Source organism: Streptomyces triculaminicus (assembly GCF_017349075.1).
GTDB classification, from domain to species: Bacteria; Actinomycetota; Actinomycetes; order Streptomycetales; family Streptomycetaceae; genus Streptomyces; species Streptomyces triculaminicus.
On the sequence record NZ_JAFMOF010000001.1, the window covers coordinates 826,783 to 841,737 of the forward strand.

General features: G+C 70.8%; 14 protein-coding genes. 5 read left to right on the forward strand and 9 right to left on the reverse strand.

Annotated features, from left to right (window positions below; genetic code table 11):
- Window positions 1-180: 180 nt before the first annotated feature.
- Complete coding sequence (locus tag J1792_RS03765; RefSeq protein WP_086567123.1) at window positions 181-1,449, forward strand: nucleotide sugar dehydrogenase; 1,269 nt, start codon at window positions 181-183, stop codon at window positions 1,447-1,449.
- Between the two features lie 46 nt (window positions 1,450-1,495).
- Here J1792_RS03765 and J1792_RS03770 read toward each other — a convergent pair whose 3' ends face one another.
- The 5 genes from J1792_RS03770 to J1792_RS03790 all read right to left on the reverse strand — a co-directional run bounded on the left by J1792_RS03770 (window position 1,496) and on the right by J1792_RS03790 (window position 7,285).
- Window positions 1,496-2,596 carry a rod shape-determining protein gene (locus J1792_RS03770; protein ID WP_086567120.1) on the reverse strand — a complete coding sequence of 367 codons (1,101 nt, stop codon included), beginning with the start codon at window positions 2,594-2,596 and terminating at the stop codon, window positions 1,496-1,498.
- A 141-nt stretch (window positions 2,597-2,737) separates the two neighbouring features.
- A complete protein-coding gene (locus tag J1792_RS03775) occupies window positions 2,738-3,865 on the reverse strand; it encodes a GuaB3 family IMP dehydrogenase-related protein (protein ID WP_207246669.1) in 1,128 nt (375 codons plus the stop codon).
- 118 nt (window positions 3,866-3,983) lie between these two features.
- Complete coding sequence (gene guaB / locus J1792_RS03780; RefSeq protein WP_086567117.1) at window positions 3,984-5,486, reverse strand: IMP dehydrogenase; 1,503 nt, start codon at window positions 5,484-5,486, stop codon at window positions 3,984-3,986.
- A 121-nt stretch (window positions 5,487-5,607) separates the two neighbouring features.
- Window positions 5,608-6,210 (reverse strand): sigma-70 family RNA polymerase sigma factor, encoded by a 603-nt coding sequence (locus J1792_RS03785; RefSeq protein WP_086567115.1) that lies wholly within the window; start codon window positions 6,208-6,210, stop codon window positions 5,608-5,610.
- Between the two features lie 463 nt (window positions 6,211-6,673).
- Window positions 6,674-7,285: a response regulator transcription factor gene (locus J1792_RS03790; protein WP_003948568.1), complete on the reverse strand. Its 612-nt coding sequence runs from the start codon at window positions 7,283-7,285 to the stop codon at window positions 6,674-6,676.
- Window positions 7,286-7,728: 443 nt separating this feature from the next.
- Here J1792_RS03790 and J1792_RS03795 point away from each other — a divergent pair, with 443 nt between their 5' ends.
- Window positions 7,729-8,055, forward strand: a complete 327-nt coding sequence (locus tag J1792_RS03795) for a WhiB family transcriptional regulator (RefSeq protein WP_099199465.1) — start codon at window positions 7,729-7,731, stop codon at window positions 8,053-8,055.
- Window positions 8,056-8,227: 172 nt separating this feature from the next.
- Here J1792_RS03795 and J1792_RS03800 read toward each other — a convergent pair whose 3' ends face one another.
- Complete coding sequence (locus J1792_RS03800; protein WP_086567111.1) at window positions 8,228-9,139, reverse strand: LysR family transcriptional regulator; 912 nt, start codon at window positions 9,137-9,139, stop codon at window positions 8,228-8,230.
- 104 nt (window positions 9,140-9,243) lie between these two features.
- Here J1792_RS03800 and J1792_RS03805 point away from each other — a divergent pair, with 104 nt between their 5' ends.
- From J1792_RS03805 to J1792_RS03815, 3 genes are all read left to right on the forward strand, one after another.
- A complete protein-coding gene (locus J1792_RS03805) occupies window positions 9,244-9,957 on the forward strand; it encodes an MOSC domain-containing protein (RefSeq protein WP_207246670.1) in 714 nt (237 codons plus the stop codon).
- Window positions 9,958-10,025: 68 nt separating this feature from the next.
- Complete coding sequence (locus J1792_RS03810) at window positions 10,026-10,799, forward strand: SDR family NAD(P)-dependent oxidoreductase (protein ID WP_086567108.1); 774 nt, start codon at window positions 10,026-10,028, stop codon at window positions 10,797-10,799.
- Between the two features lie 107 nt (window positions 10,800-10,906).
- On the forward strand, window positions 10,907-11,605 hold the full coding sequence (locus J1792_RS03815) for an ester cyclase (protein WP_086567107.1): 699 nt from the start codon (window positions 10,907-10,909) through the stop codon (window positions 11,603-11,605).
- A 99-nt stretch (window positions 11,606-11,704) separates the two neighbouring features.
- Here J1792_RS03815 and groL read toward each other — a convergent pair whose 3' ends face one another.
- The 3 genes from groL to J1792_RS03830 form a co-directional block, all read right to left on the reverse strand.
- A complete protein-coding gene (groL, locus tag J1792_RS03820) occupies window positions 11,705-13,333 on the reverse strand; it encodes a chaperonin GroEL (RefSeq protein ID WP_086567105.1) in 1,629 nt (542 codons plus the stop codon).
- Between the two features lie 130 nt (window positions 13,334-13,463).
- Complete coding sequence (gene groES, locus J1792_RS03825) at window positions 13,464-13,772, reverse strand: co-chaperone GroES (RefSeq protein WP_086567103.1); 309 nt, start codon at window positions 13,770-13,772, stop codon at window positions 13,464-13,466.
- A gap of 279 nt (window positions 13,773-14,051) precedes the next feature.
- Complete coding sequence (locus tag J1792_RS03830) at window positions 14,052-14,924, reverse strand: polysaccharide deacetylase family protein (protein ID WP_307842896.1); 873 nt, start codon at window positions 14,922-14,924, stop codon at window positions 14,052-14,054.
- Window positions 14,925-14,955 lie beyond the last annotated feature (31 nt).

Genomic DNA, 14,955 nt, shown 5'->3' on the forward strand with positions numbered 1-14,955 from the left:
CTTCGATGCTGCCCCAGATCCGCCGTGCGGGCCGCGCCGGAACCGCGTCACCACCCCGGCGCGGCACCGACTCTCCCACGGCAATACCGGAAAACAGTCATATATCCGCCTAACCTGATGTAACGGCCTACCCGCCGGAAACCCGCCGGTAATCCCCTCCGGGAAGGACCGCCTCCCCCTATGCCCGCAGATCTCGCCGTCATCGGTCTCGGCCACCTGGGACTGCCCCTCGCCCAGGCCGCCACCGCCGCCGCCATCGCCACCGTCGGCTACGACACCGACCCCCGGAGGGTCGCCGAGCTGCGGGCCGGCCGCGTCCCCTCCGAGGTCTGCGACGGATCCCTGACCGCCGCCGGCATCCGCCGCATGCTCTCGGCCGGCTTCCGCGCCACGACCGAGGACGCCGAGCTCGGCAGGGTGCGTACGGCCGTGATCTGCGCCCCCACCCGGCTCGGCGAGGACCGGGCGCTGGACCTGAGCCCCATCGGCGAGGCCGCCCGTGCCCTCGCGGCCCGGCTGCGCCCGCGCACCACCGTGCTCCTGGAGTCCGCCGTCTACCCCGGCACCACGGAGGACTACCTCCGCCCCATCCTCGAGGAGGGCTCCGGCCTGCGCGCCGGCAAGGACTTCCACCTCGCCTACTCCCCCAGCCGCCTCGACCCCGGCAACCGCGAGTACGGCTACACCAACACCCCCAAGGTCATCGGCGGCCTCACCCCGGCCTGCACGGAGGCCGCGGCCGCCTTCTACGGACGCATCTGCGAACGCGTCGTCCGCGCGCGCGGCCCCCGGGAGGCCGAGGCGGTCAAGGTGCTGGAGACCAACTACCGGCACGTCAACATCGCGCTCGCCAACGAGATGGCCGTCTTCTGCCACGACATCGGCGTCGACCTCTGGGACGTCGTGCGCTGCGCCGAGACCAAGCCGTTCGGCTTCCAGGCCTTCCGCCCGGGCCCGGGCGTGGGCGGCCACGGGGTGCCCATCGACCCCAACTACATCTCCTACAGGGGCCGCAGCCTCGGCTACCCGCTGCGCATGGTGGAGCTGGCGCAGGAGGTCAACGGCCGGATGCCGCGCTACGTCATCCAGCGCTGCGCCACCCTGCTCAACGAGCACGGCAAGTCCGCGCGCGGGGCCCGCGTGCTGCTGCTGGGCGTCGGCTACAAGGCCGACCTGGGCGACCAGGAGGGCTCGCCCGCCCGGGAGATCGCCGCCCGGCTGACGGAGATGGGCGCCCAGCTGAGGTACCACGACCCGCACGTGCCGCAGTGGCGCGTCCTGGGCCAGCCCGTGCCCCGAGCCGACTGCCCGCTGGAGGCCGCTGCCGCCGCCGACCTGACGGTGCTTCTCCAGCACCACCGCTCGTACGACCTGCAGGGGCTCACGGTCAAGGCCCAGCTCCTGCTGGACACCCGCGGCGCGAGCCCCGCCGGCGCCCACCGGCTCTAGGCCTGGGGTTGTACGGCCTGTCGAAAGCCCGTCCCTACAGCCGCCCCTACAGCCGTCCCGACAGCATCCGGGGCTGCGCGTCCAGGACCGTGCGCAGCGAGGCGAAGTTCTCCACGCAACGCCCGGTGCCGACGGCCACGCAGTCGAGCGGCTCGTCGGCGACGATCACCGGAATGTCGAGCTCCTGGCTCAGCCGCACGTCGAGGCCGCGCAGCAACGCGCCGCCGCCGGTCAGGACGATGCCGCGGTCCATGATGTCGCCGGACAGCTCGGGCGGCGTCTCGTCGAGGGTCTGGCGCACGGCCATCACGATCGCGTCCACCGGCTCGGTCAGGGCGTGCCGGATCTCGTCGGCGGTCAGCTCCAGCGTCTTGGGCAGGCCGCTGACCTGGTCGCGGCCCCGGATGGTGAGCCGGTCCCCGGGCCGCAGGCCCTGGGTCTCCTCCGGGTCGCCGCCGGCCGCGTCCGACGACGAGTAGCCGGTGGGCGAGGCCGAGCCGATGCTCATCTTGATCTCCTCGGCGGTGCGTTCACCGATCGCGAGGGCGTACTCCTTCTTGATGTACGACATGATCGCCGCGTCCATCGCGTCGCCGGCCGTCCGCACCGAGCGCGCGGTGACGATGCCGCCCAGGGAGATCACGGCGACCTCGGTGGTGCCGCCGCCGATGTCGACGACCATGCAGCCGGTGGGCTCGCTGACCGGCAGGCCCGCGCCGATCGCCGCCGCCATCGGCTCCTCGACCAGGTGCACCTGACGGGCTCCGGCCTGCGACGCGGCCTCGATGACGGCGCGACGCTCGACGCCCGTGATGCCGGACGGGACGCACACCACGACGCGCGGCCGGGAGAAGCGGCGGTTGCCCATGACCTTCTTGATGAAGTGCCGCAGCATCCGCTCGGCCACCTCGAAGTCGGCGATGACGCCGTCCCGCATCGGGCGGATGGCCACGATGTTCGAGGGCGTGCGGCCGATGGTCTCCTTGGCCTCGAAGCCGACCGACAGCACGCTGCCGTCCTCGGCGTTGACGGCGACGACCGACGGTTCGTTGAGCACCACCCCCTTCCCCCGCACATACACCAGCGTGTTGGCGGTGCCGAGGTCGATGCCCATGTCCCTGCCGCTGAACGACTTGCTTTGCGCCATAAGTCGCCAGTATTCCCTATGCTCGAACCTTTATACGGAGCGAACAGAGCGAACAACCCCCGCAGTCACGACAAGGCGACACGGCAAAGGGCCCGGACCGCCGAAGCGGCCCGGGCCCTGCGCGAAGTCACCGACGAGGCGTCAGCGCTTGTCGTGCTGCGACGGAGCGACCGTCACCTCGACACGCTGGAACTCCTTCAGGTCGCTGTAGCCGGTGGTGGCCATGGCGCGGCGCAGGGCGCCGAACATGTTCATGGAGCCGTCCGGGGTGTGCGAGGGACCGGTGAGGATCTCCTCGGTGGAGCCGACCGTGCCCAGGTTCATGCGCTTGCCGCGCGGCACGTCCTCGTGGACGGCCTCCATGCCCCAGTGGAAGCCCCGGCCCGGCGCGTCGGTGGCGCGGGCGAGCGGGGAGCCCATCATCACGGCGTCGGCACCGCAGGCGATGGCCTTGGGCAGGTCGCCGGACCAGCCCACGCCACCGTCGGCGATGACGTGGACGTAGCGGCCGCCGGACTCGTCCATGTAGTCGCGGCGGGCGGCGGCGACGTCGGCGACGGCGGTCGCCATCGGGACCTGGATGCCCAGGACGTTACGGGTGGTGTGCGCGGCGCCACCGCCGAAGCCGACGAGGACACCGGCGGCACCGGTCCGCATCAGGTGCAGGGCGGCGGTGTACGTGGCGCAGCCGCCGACGATGACCGGCACGTCGAGCTCGTAGATGAACTGCTTCAGGTTCAGCGGCTCGGAGGCGCCGGAGACGTGCTCGGCGGAGACCGTCGTGCCGCGGATGACGAAGATGTCCACGCCGGCGTCGACGACGGCCTTGGAGAACTGCGCGGTGCGCTGCGGGGAGAGCGCGGCGGCGGTCACGACACCGGAGTCGCGGACCTCCTTGATGCGCTGCCCGATCAGCTCTTCCTTGATCGACTCGGCGTAGATCTCCTGGAGACGCTTGGTCGCGGCGGTCTCGTCCAGTTCGGCGATCTCGGCGAGCAGCGGCTCCGGGTCCTCGTGGCGGGTCCACAGACCCTCGAGGTTCAGCACGCCCAGGCCGCCCAGCTCACCGATGCGGATGGCGGTCTCGGGCGAGACGACCGAGTCCATGGGGGCGGCCAGGAACGGCAGCTCGAAGCGGTAGGCGTCGATCTGCCAGGCGATCGAGACCTCCTTGGGGTCGCGGGTACGGCGACTCGGGACGACGGCGATGTCGTCGAACGCGTACGCCCGGCGGCCGCGCTTGCCGCGCCCGATCTCGATCTCAGTCACGTCTGTGGCCTTTCACTTTCCTTGGCGCTCCGTCTGCCGCATACCAGTATCCCCGACGCGGCGGAGCCCGCGGCCTGGCGGCTGCGGGCTCCGGGGGCGCTGTGCGAAGCTCCTACTACTACCGGCGGGAGTAGTTCGGGGCTTCAACCGTCATCTGGATGTCGTGCGGGTGGCTCTCCTTGAGGCCCGCGGACGTGATCCGCACGAAGCGGCCCTTGTCCTTGAGCTCCTGGATGTCCGCCGAGCCGACGTAGCCCATGGAGGCGCGCAGGCCGCCGATGAGCTGGTGGGCCACCGAGGAGAGCGGGCCGCGGTAGGGAACCTGGCCCTCGATGCCCTCGGGGACCAGCTTGTCCTCGGAGAGGACGTTGTCCTGGAAGTAGCGGTCCTTGGAGAAGGAGCGCGCCTGGCCGCGGGACTGCATGGCGCCCAGGGAGCCCATGCCGCGGTACGACTTGAACTGCTTGCCGTTGATGAAGACCATCTCGCCCGGCGACTCCTCGCAGCCCGCGAGCAGCGAGCCGAGCATCACCGTGTCGGCGCCGGCGGCGATCGCCTTGGCGATGTCGCCCGAGTACTGCAGGCCGCCGTCGCCGATCAGCGGGACGCCGGCGGCGTGGCAGGCCTGGGCTGCCTCGTAGATGGCGGTGACCTGCGGGACACCGATGCCGGCGACGACGCGGGTGGTGCAGATCGAGCCCGGGCCGACGCCGACCTTGACGCCGTCCACGCCGGCGTCGATCAGGGCCTGGGCGCCGTCGCGGGTGGCGACGTTGCCGCCGACCACGTCGACGTTGATGTTGGACTTGACCTTGGCGATCATGTCGAGGATGCCGCGGCTGTGGCCGTGGGCGCTGTCGACGACCAGGAAGTCGGCACCGGCCTCGACGAGCGCCTGGGCGCGCTCGAAGGCCTCGGGGCCGACGCCCACCGCGGCACCGACGACCAGGCGGCCCTCGGCGTCCTTGGCGGCGTTGGGGTACTTCTCGGCCTTGACGAAGTCCTTGACCGTGATGAGGCCCTTGAGCACGCCGGCGTCGTCCACCAGCGGCAGCTTCTCGATCTTGTGGCGGCGCAGCAGCTCCATGGCGTCCTCGCCGGAGATGCCGACCTTGCCCGTGACCAGCGGCATCGGGGTCATGATCTCGCGGACGGCGCGGCTGCGGTCCACCTCGAAGGCCATGTCGCGGTTGGTGACGATGCCCAGCAGCTTGCCCGCCGGGTCGGTGACCGGCACGCCGCTGATGCGGAACTTGGCGCACAGGGCGTCCGCCTCGGCCAGCGTGGCGTCCGGGCGGACCGTGATCGGGTCCGAGACCATGCCGGACTCGGAGCGCTTGACGAGGTCGACCTGGTTGGCCTGGTCCTCGATGGAGAGGTTGCGGTGCAGCACGCCCGCGCCACCCTGACGGGCCATGGCGATGGCCATGCGCGCCTCGGTGACCTTGTCCATGGCGGCGGACAGCAGCGGGATGTTGACTCGTACGTTCCGCGAAACCCGGGAGGAGGTGTCCACGCCGTTCGGCAGGACCTCGGAGGCGCCCGGCAGCAGCAGGACGTCGTCGTATGTCAGACCGAGCATCGCGAATTTTCCGGGCATTCCGTCGACGTTGTCAGTCATGACACCTTCCCAAATGGTCTTGCCCCAGCGAGGACTCCCATGCTAACGGCCGCCACGCGTGTCCCATTCCACGATGACTGAGTCCCGCATCACTTAGAGATTCCTACGAATTCGCACGCGTTCACTGCTCGGCGAGCGCGCGCAGCCTGCTGAGCGCCCGGTGCTGGGCCACCCGCACGGCACCGGGCGACATGCCCAGCATCTGTCCGGTCTCCTCCGCCGTCAGCCCGACCGCGACCCGCAGCAGGACCAGCTCGCGCTGGTTCTCCGGCAGGTTGGCGAGCAGTTTCTTGGCCCACTCGGCGTCGCTGCTGAGCAGCGCCCGCTCCTCCGGCCCCAGCGAGTCGTCGGGCTGCTCGGGCATCTCGTCGGAGGGCACGGCCGTGCTGCCGGGGTGGCGCATGGCGGCGCGCTGCAGGTCGGCGACCTTGTGCGCGGCGATGGCCACGACGAAGGCCTCGAAGGGGCGCCCGGTGTCGCGGTAGCGCGGCAGGGCGCACAGCACCGCGAGGCAGACCTCCTGGGCGAGGTCGTCCACGAAGTGCCGGGCGTCGCCCGGCAGCCGCGACAGCCGGGTGCGGCAGTAGCGCAGGGCGAGCGGGTGCACCAGGGCGAGCAGATCGTGGGTGGCCCGCCGGTCCCCCTCGACCGCGCGGCTGACGAGGGCGCCGATCTCCCCCGGTCCGGCAGCCACGGGGGGCTCCGGGGTCTCGTCGTCACGCATCGGTCCATGGTGCCTTGACGTCAAGCGATCCACGGCATCGCCTTCATCGTTGTACGTCGAACCGTTACGCGTCGGTGTCCTCGCACTCACGTCTCGCGTCGCCCCCTTCCGGGTATACCCGCCCCGCGCCCACGACTCCACCGATAGCTTGAGCCCGTGCCGCGTGGCATCGGGCAGGGCCTGTCCGTCATGAGGTCTCTTCCGGCCGAGTGAGAAACCTCGGCCTCCGCCGGGGAGGAGTCACACTCCAAGGATGCGGCATCCCTCGGGGTTTCGGAGTCGGACGCCCGTCACCGGGTGATCGCACGCCTGAGCGCGCACCCTCGACCGGCGTGATCGCGGACCCGCGACCAGGGGGACCGGGGCCGACGGGGCCGTGAGCGGCGACATGAGGCCGCGGTGCGCACCACCTGTCCGAGTGACGCGTACCGCGACCGCACGGCGCCACGCGCCACGTCCCGCCCTAGCGGACCAGACCCCAGCGGAATCCGAGCGCCACCGCGTGGGCCCGGTCCGAGGCGCCCAGCTTCTTGAACAGTCGCCGGGCGTGGGTCTTGACGGTGTCCTCCGAGAGGAACAGCTCCCGGCCGATCTCGGCGTTGGAGCGCCCGTGGCTCATGCCCTCCAGCACCTGGATCTCACGCGCGGTGAGCGTGGGCGCCGCGCCCATCTCCGCCGAGCGCAGCCGGCGCGGGGCGAGCCGCCAGGTCGGGTCGGCGAGGGCCTGGGTCACCGTGGCGCGCAGCTCGGCGCGCGAGGCGTCCTTGTGGAGGTAGCCGCGCGCCCCGGCGGCGACCGCGAGCGCGACGCCGTCCAGGTCCTCGGCCACCGTGAGCATGATGATCCGGGCGCCGGGGTCGGCGGAGAGCAGCCGGCGCACGGTCTCCACACCGCCCAGTCCGGGCATGCGTACGTCCATCAGAATGAGGTCCGAACGATCGGCGCCCCAGCGGCGGAGGACTTCCTCGCCGTTGGCCGCCGTCGTCACGCGCTCGACGCCGGGCACGGTCGCCACCGCGCGCCTGAGCGCTTCTCGGGCAAGCGGGGAGTCGTCGCAGACGAGGACGGATGTCATGGCCGCCCTCCGCAGCTGATGCGCGTCACCTTGAGCCTCCAGAGGCTGGTACTGATCGTCACCTGTGCGGTTGACGACGCCCGGGCACCTGCCACCCGCCCGACTGCTTCACGCGTCAACCGTCTCCGCACTCTCAACGACGGTCACCCGAAAGAGTTACGGTCTCGGTCGGTCGTGTTCGGCACTCTACGTGAGGGCGCGGACACGGAGCAGGGCGCACGGGGGGCGCCCGGCCCGTGGACCAAGCTATGCCCCATTTGCCCACTCGGGCCTGTTTTTCTTCCCATTTGCTGCTGTCTATGGCTAGATTCGCAATGAGTCATATTTTCATCTGCTCACATAGCGGATGAACGGCATGGGCACTGCATGAGATCGCTTCGACCAGGTCACCCGTCAAGGTCACAGCACCAATCGCTGCGACGATCGCTTCGAGGGGATAAGCAATGGCAGATTTCTCCCGCCTTCCCGGTCCCAACGCCGACCTGTGGGACTGGCAGCTCCTGGCGGCGTGCCGAGGGGTCGACAGCTCGCTCTTCTTCCATCCCGAGGGCGAGCGCGGTGCCGCCCGCAGCGCTCGGGAGACCTCGGCGAAGGAGGTGTGCATGCGCTGCCCGGTACGCGCCGAGTGCGCGGCGCACGCGCTGGCGGTGAGGGAGCCCTACGGCGTGTGGGGCGGCCTCACCGAGGACGAGCGCGAGGAGCTCATGGGGCGCGCACGGCACCGCTCCATCACGGCGAGCGGCGCCGGCGCCGGCGCGATGACCGCCTGAGCTCCCGCCGCCACGCCGGGCTCCACGAAAAAACGTTTCAGTAGTCGAGCGGCTCCCCGCTCACCCGCAGGCTCCGGACCGGGCGCTCACCGCGCCGGCCCGCCGGCCTCGCGCGGGCCGGGCAGCTCGCGCGGGCAAGGCCGCCTCGCACGGTCCGGACAGCCTCACCGGCTCACCGGCTCGCCGCGGCCGCCAGCCGGTCCAGCATCGCGCCGACCGCCGGCACCCGGGCCAGGTCCGGCAGCGTGAGCGCCACGATCTCGCGCTGCACCACCGGCTCCACCGGCACGATCCGCGCCCCCTTGGGCCGCACCGACTCCAGCGCCAGCTCGGGCATCACCGCCACGCCGAGGCCGGCGCCGACGAGACCGAAGACCGCCGGGTAGTCGTCCGTCGCGAAGTCGATGCGCGGCGTGAACCCCGCGGACTCGCACACCTCGACCAGATGCCGCCGGCAGCGCGGGCAGCCCGCGATCCACGGCTCCTTCTCCAGCTCCGCTATCGCGATCCGCTCCGCCCCGGCGAGCCGGTGCCCCTCGGGGACCACGCCGATGAGGCGATCGGTCAGCAGCGGCCGTACGACCAGGTCGTCCCACTCGGCGCCGGCGGCCGGATCGGCGCCGCGCACGTCGGGGTAGCGGAAGGCCAGGGCGATCTCGCAGTCGCCCTCGCGCAGCATCTCCACCGAACGCGGCGGCTCCGCCTCCACCAGCGACACCTGGGTGCCCGGGTGCGCCGCGCGCATGTCCGCGAGCGCGGTCGGCACCAGCGTCGAACTGCCGCTGGGGAAGGAGACCAGCCGCACCCGCCCGGCCCGCAGCCCGGCGATCGCCGCGATCTCCTCCTCGGCGGCGGTCAGCCCCGCCAGGATCCCGGCGGCGTGCCGCACCAGGGCCGCGCCCGCCTCCGTCAGCCGCATCTCCCGGCCCGTACGGATCAGCAGGGGCGTGCCCGTGGACTGCTCCAGGGCCTTCATCTGCTGGCTCACGGCGGGCTGTGTGCAGCCCAGCTCGCGGGCCGCGGCCGAGAAGGAGCCGGTGCCGGCCACCGCGCGCAGCACCCTTAGATGACGAGCCTCGATCATGCCTCGAGCATAAGCCCACCTTGGGGCCGATCAGGAAATACCGGCCAGTGACTTTGAGGACGGTTACCCGCCGGCGGGGAGAGCCTCCCGCCTACCCTTTCCCCATGCACCTGATCTCCGTGAACACCGGCCGCGACCGCACCTCCGACGACCGCTCCGGCCCCGGCGGCGCCTTCGCGGACGGCCTGCGCACCGGCATCGACAAGCGCCCGGTGACCGGCCCGGTCGCCGTGGCCGCGCCCGGCCCCAAGGGCGTCGCGGGCAGCGGCCTCGCCGGCGACACGGTGGTGAACCTGCGCCATCACGGCGGGGACCACCAGGCGGTGTACGCGTTCGCGCGCGAGGACCTCGACGGCTGGGAGCGCGAGCTGGGCCGGCGGCTGCCGGACGGTTCCTTCGGCGAGAACCTGACCACCGGCGGGCTCGACGTCAACGGCGCGCGGATCGGGGAGCGTTGGCGCATAGGTACGGATCTGGTGCTGGAGGTGGCCTCGCCGCGCATTCCCTGCCGTACGTTCGCGGACTGGCTGGGAGAGGCCGGCTGGATCCGGCGGTTCACCCAGCAGGCGGCGCCGGGCGCGTACCTGCGCGTCGTCACGCCCGGCGAGATCCGGGCGGGCGACCCCGTCACGGTCGTCCACCGGCCCGGCCACGAGGTGTCCGTCTCCGTCGTCTTCCGCGCCATGACGACCGAACGTGCGCTGCTGCCCGCCGTCCTGGCCGCCGGTGACGCGCTCGATCCGGAGGTGCGGCGGAAGGCGCTGACCTATGTGGAGCGCCAGGAGGCGGGTACGGCACGTCAGGAGCCCGGCGCGTAGGGCCCCCAGGGGCGGCGAGAGGGACGGGAAGGGCTTCACGGGGTCACGCCGAGCACTAACGTTCCTGTATGACGACTGCACTGATCACGGGGGCGACGGCGGGCATCGGCGCGGCCTTCGCCCGGCGTCTGGCGGCCGACGGGCACAACCTGGTGCTCGTGGCGCGCGACGAGAAGCGGCTGAACGAACAGGCGACCGAACTCCACGACCGCCACCAGGTGGAGGTGGAGGTGCTCCGCGCGGACCTGTCGGAGGAGGAGGGCATCGCGGCCGTCGAGGCCCGGCTCTCGGACCGCAAGAACCCGGTGGACCTGCTGGTCAACAATGCCGGCTTCGGTAACAAGGGCCGCTACCTCGAGGTCTCGATGGCCGACGAGCTGACCATGCTCAAGGTGCACTGCGAGGCGGTCCTGCGGCTGACGTCGGCCGCGGCCAAGGGCATGCGCGAGCGCAGGCGCGGCGGAGTCGTCAACGTGGCGTCGGTGGCCGCGTTCGTGCCGCGCGGGACGTACGGGGCGAGCAAGGCGTGGGTGGTGCAGTTCACCCAGGGTGCCGCGCGGGACCTGGCGGGGAGCGGGGTGCGGCTGATGGCGCTGTGCCCCGGTTTCGTACGGACGGAGTTCCACCAGCGGGCCGGCATGGGCGTGGACAACGTCCCGGGCTGGATGTGGCTGGACGCGGACAAGCTGGTGGAGGCCGCGCTGAAGGACCTGGCGCGCGGCAAGTCGCTGTCCATTCCGGACCCGCGCTACAAGGCGCTGGCCGGCCTGATGAAGCTGGCCCCGCGCCGGGCGGTCTCGCGGGCGGGGGCCACGACCGGGCGCAGGTACGGGCCGAACTGACGGAAGCGAACCGGCGAGCCGGACAGCCGGAGCCGAACTGACGGAACAGCGGGCCTCTCGGGTGTGCCGATCCAGGACTAACCTGGATATATCACCCGGGAGGCGCCATGACTTTCGTACAGGTAATCGACTGCAAGACGCGTCGGTACGACGACATGAACCGGCTCATGGACGACTGGGTCGCCGCCACCGAGGGCAAGCGCACCGCCACCCACTCCATCGTCGGCCGCGACCACACCGACAGCGAGCACTTCGTGGAGATCATCGAGTTCCCCTCCTACGCCAAGGCGATGGAGAACTCGAACCTCCCCGAGACCAACCGGATCTTCGAGGAGATGGTCTCGCTCTGCGACGGGATGCCGACCTTCACCGACCTCGACGTGGTGCGCGACGAGCAGCTGAACAAGGCGACCGCACGGCGCTTCTACGACGACGTGGCCGTCGGCGGCAACCTGGACCTCCTCGACGAGCTCCTCACCGCCGACCACGTCGACCACGACATCGGCAAGGCGGAGCAGGCCGTGGTCGGGTGCGAGGCCATGAAGCAGGACGTGGCGGGCTGGCGGGACGCCTTCGACTTCGGCTTCACCCTGCACCGTCAGCTGGCCGAGGGCGACGAGGTCACCACCCACTGGACGTGGCGGGGCAGCCACCAGGGCGACTTCATGGGCCTGCAGCCGACGGGGCAGACGGTCACCATGGACGGGGTGACGATCCACCGCTTCGTCGACGGGAAGATCGCGGAGAGCTGGTGGGTCTACGACATGCTGGGGCTGCTGCGTCGGCTGGGTGCCGTGAGCTCGTAGAAAACCCTGAGCTCACGAAAACTCTGAACTCACAGAGAAACGGCCCGGCCCGGCCTCCCTCGCGGGGAGACCGGGCCGGGCCGTTACGGAAGGCGTGCGTCAGTGCGCGTGGCCGTGACCGTGGCCGTGACCGGCGTCGGCGGGCTCCTCTTCCTTCTTCTCGACGACCAGGGTCTCGGTCGTGAGCAGCAGGGAGGCGATGGACGCGGCGTTCTCCAGCGCGGAACGGGTGACCTTGACCGGGTCGATGACGCCGGCCTTCACCAGGTCGCCGTACTCGCCGGTCGCGGCGTTGAAGCCCTGGCCCTTCTCGAGCTCCGCCACCTTGGAGGTGATGACGTAGCCCTCGAGGCCGGCGTTCTCGGCGATCCAGCGCAGCGGCTCGACGGCGGCGCGGCGGACGACGGCGACACCGGTGGCCTCGTCACCCTCCTTGCCCAGGCCGCCGTCCAGCACCTTGACGGCGTGGACGAGAGCGGAGCCACCACCGGAGACGATGCCCTCCTCGACCGCGGCGCGGGTCGCGGAGATGGCGTCCTCCAGACGGTGCTTCTTCTCCTTGAGCTCGACCTCGGTGGCCGCACCCACGCGGATGACGCAGACGCCACCGGCGAGCTTGGCGAGGCGCTCCTGGAGCTTCTCGCGGTCCCAGTCCGAGTCCGTGGTCTCGATCTCGGCCTTGATCTGGGCGACGCGGCCCTCGACGTCGGCGTGGTTGCCGCCACCGTCGACGATCGTGGTGTCGTCCTTGGTGATGGTCACGCGGCGGGCGGAGCCCAGCACGTCCAGACCGGCCTGGTCGAGCTTGAGGCCGACCTCCTCGGCGATGACGGTGGCACCGGTGAGGGTGGCCATGTCGCCCAGCATCGCCTTGCGGCGGTCGCCGAAGCCGGGGGCCTTGACGGCCACGGCGTTGAAGGTGCCACGGATCTTGTTGACGACGAGGGTGGAGAGGGCCTCGCCCTCGACGTCCTCGGCGATGATCAGCAGCGGCTTGGAGGCACCGCCCTGGATGATCTTCTCGAGCAGGGGGAGCAGGTCCTGGATGGACGAGATCTTGCCCTGGTGGATCAGGATGTACGGGTCGTCGAGGACGGCCTCCATACGCTCCTGGTCGGTGACCATGTACGGCGAGAGGTAACCCTTGTCGAAGGCCATGCCCTCGGTGAAGTCGAGCTCCAGGCCGAAGGTGTTGGACTCCTCGACGGTGATGACACCGTCCTTGCCGACCTTGTCCATCGCCTCGGCGATGAGCTCGCCGACCTGCTGGTCCTGCGCGGAGAGCGCGGCCACGGCGGCGATGTCGGACTTGTCCTCGATCGGGCGGGCGGTCGCCAGCAGCTCCTCGGAGACGGCCTTGACGGCGGCGTCGATGCCCTTCTTCAGGGAGGCCGGGGAGGCGCCGGCGGCGACGTTGCGCAGACCCTCGCGGACCAGCGCCTGGGCCAGGACGGTCGCGGTGGTGGTGCCGTCACCCGCGATGTCGTTGGTCTTGGTCGCCACCTCCTTGACGAGCTGGGCGCCGAGGTTCTCGTACGCGTCGTCGAGCTCGACCTCACGGGCGATGGTGACGCCGTCGTTGGTGATGGTGGGGGCGCCGAACTTCTTGTCGATGACGACGTTGCGGCCCTTGGGGCCGATCGTCACCTTCACGGTGTCGGCGAGCTTGTTGACGCCGCGCTCAAGGGCGCGACGGGCGTCCTCGTCGAACTTCAGGGTCTTGGCCATGGGTTACGTATCCTTCGCCGTAATCTCAAACGAACTGCGCCCCCGGCGCCCGGCTAGCAGGCACGGGAACCAGGGGCACAGATCAAAAGCTTCGAAAGCCTCTTCGAGAGCTCGAACAGCTTCGAGTGAACTACTTCTCGACGATCGCGAGAACGTCGCGGGCCGAGAGGACGAGGTACTCCTCGCCGTTGTACTTCACCTCGGTGCCGCCGTACTTGCTGTACAGCACGACGTCACCGACCTGGACGTCGAGCGGAAGGCGGTTGCCGTCCTCGAAGCGGCCCGGGCCCACGGCCAGGACGACGCCCTCCTGGGGCTTCTCCTTGGCGGTGTCCGGAATGACCAGGCCGGAGGCCGTGGTCTGCTCGGCGTCGAGCGGCTGGACCACAATGCGGTCCTCAAGCGGCTTGATGGCAACCTTGGAGCTGGCGGTCGTCACGATCCGACCTCCCCCTTCGGAGATCTCACGGGGTCAATTGTCTGAGGTGGCGACCTGGTAGATCCGTCGTCGCGGGTGCCGGATCTGCCCGTCGCTGTGTTTGGCACTCACCAGTGGAGAGTGCCAACGGTGCCGAGACTATGACGCGGTTAGCACTCGGTCAAGCGGAGTGCCAATTCGCCGTGCGGCGAGCCCCTGGTTTCGGTGGCTGGGGGCGGCGTCGGCGTGGCCGAGGGGTGCTCTACCCAGCCCGGGATCACCGCACTCCCCCTCGCGGCCCTAGAGGTAGTCCTCGAGCCGGGCCACCGTGTATCCCTGCCGCTGGATGCTGCGCAGCATGTTGGTGACCATCTTGGTCATCGAGGTGCCCTTGAGCTCCCCCGGCCCGCGGAAGTGGGCCAGCACGATGTCGCCGGGCCGCAGCTTGTCCCCGTCCTGGTAGCGCATGTCGTTGATCTGCATCGTGACCTCCCACAGCACGACCGCCCGCACCCCGCAACCGCCGGCCGCGGTCAGAGTGGCGTCGTTGTAGTTGCCGTAGGGCGGCCGGAAGAGCGCGGGCCGGGTGCCGAACCGCTTCTCCAGGGCGTCCTGCTGCCCGCATATCTCGCGCCGCTGCGCATCCGCCGACAGCGTGCGCAGGTTGGGGTGACTGAGGGTGTGGTTGTGGACGCCGTTGCCGAGGGCGCGCAGCCGGTCGAAGTAGCCGTAACCGCTGCCCGCGCGGGCGATGTCGTCGGTGAGGAACATCGAGAAGGGCAGCTTCAGGTCCTGCGCCATCTTCACGAACTCCGGGTCCTTCTCGGCCCCGTCGTCGATGGTGATGAAGACGACCTTGTCGTTGGTCGGTATGCGCCGCACGATCGGAGGGGTGCCGCCGGGGCCTGCGGTCGCCACGGGCTTCTTCGCGGGCGGGGCCGGCGGGGCGGCGAGGGGCTTGTCCAGTCCCCAGCGGCGGTACGCGTCGTCGGGCGTGGCGGACGGCGCGGGCGTCCCCGCCGGCCGCGACGCCCCCGCGCGGCCGGACGGCCCCGAGGAGCCGGAGGACGACGATCCGGAGCACCCGGACAGGACTCCGGTCAGCAGCAGGGCGGCACAGGCGAGGACGGCGGCGGGGCGTCGGCCACGACGGCCGGAAACAGACAGGCTCACCCGAACGATTCTTGTGCATACGTTCGATCCG

Bases quoted from the DNA above. Each gene is read 5' to 3' on its own strand.
- J1792_RS03810 (WP_086567108.1), top strand. From the start codon at position 10,026: ATGACGACTGCACTGATCACGGGGGCGACGGCGGGCATCGGCGCGGCC.
- J1792_RS03790 (WP_003948568.1), bottom strand. From the start codon at position 7,285: ATGACATCCGTCCTCGTCTGCGACGACTCCCCGCTTGCCCGAGAAGCG.
- J1792_RS03805 (WP_207246670.1), top strand. From the start codon at position 9,244: ATGCACCTGATCTCCGTGAACACCGGCCGCGACCGCACCTCCGACGAC.
- J1792_RS03815 (WP_086567107.1), top strand. From the start codon at position 10,907: ATGACTTTCGTACAGGTAATCGACTGCAAGACGCGTCGGTACGACGAC.
- J1792_RS03795 (WP_099199465.1), top strand. From the start codon at position 7,729: ATGGCAGATTTCTCCCGCCTTCCCGGTCCCAACGCCGACCTGTGGGAC.
- groL (WP_086567105.1), bottom strand. From the start codon at position 13,333: ATGGCCAAGACCCTGAAGTTCGACGAGGACGCCCGTCGCGCCCTTGAG.
- J1792_RS03785 (WP_086567115.1), bottom strand. From the start codon at position 6,210: ATGCGTGACGACGAGACCCCGGAGCCCCCCGTGGCTGCCGGACCGGGG.
- J1792_RS03765 (WP_086567123.1), top strand. From the start codon at position 181: ATGCCCGCAGATCTCGCCGTCATCGGTCTCGGCCACCTGGGACTGCCC.
- J1792_RS03770 (WP_086567120.1), bottom strand. From the start codon at position 2,596: ATGGCGCAAAGCAAGTCGTTCAGCGGCAGGGACATGGGCATCGACCTC.
- guaB (WP_086567117.1), bottom strand. From the start codon at position 5,486: ATGACTGACAACGTCGACGGAATGCCCGGAAAATTCGCGATGCTCGGT.
- J1792_RS03800 (WP_086567111.1), bottom strand. From the start codon at position 9,139: ATGATCGAGGCTCGTCATCTAAGGGTGCTGCGCGCGGTGGCCGGCACC.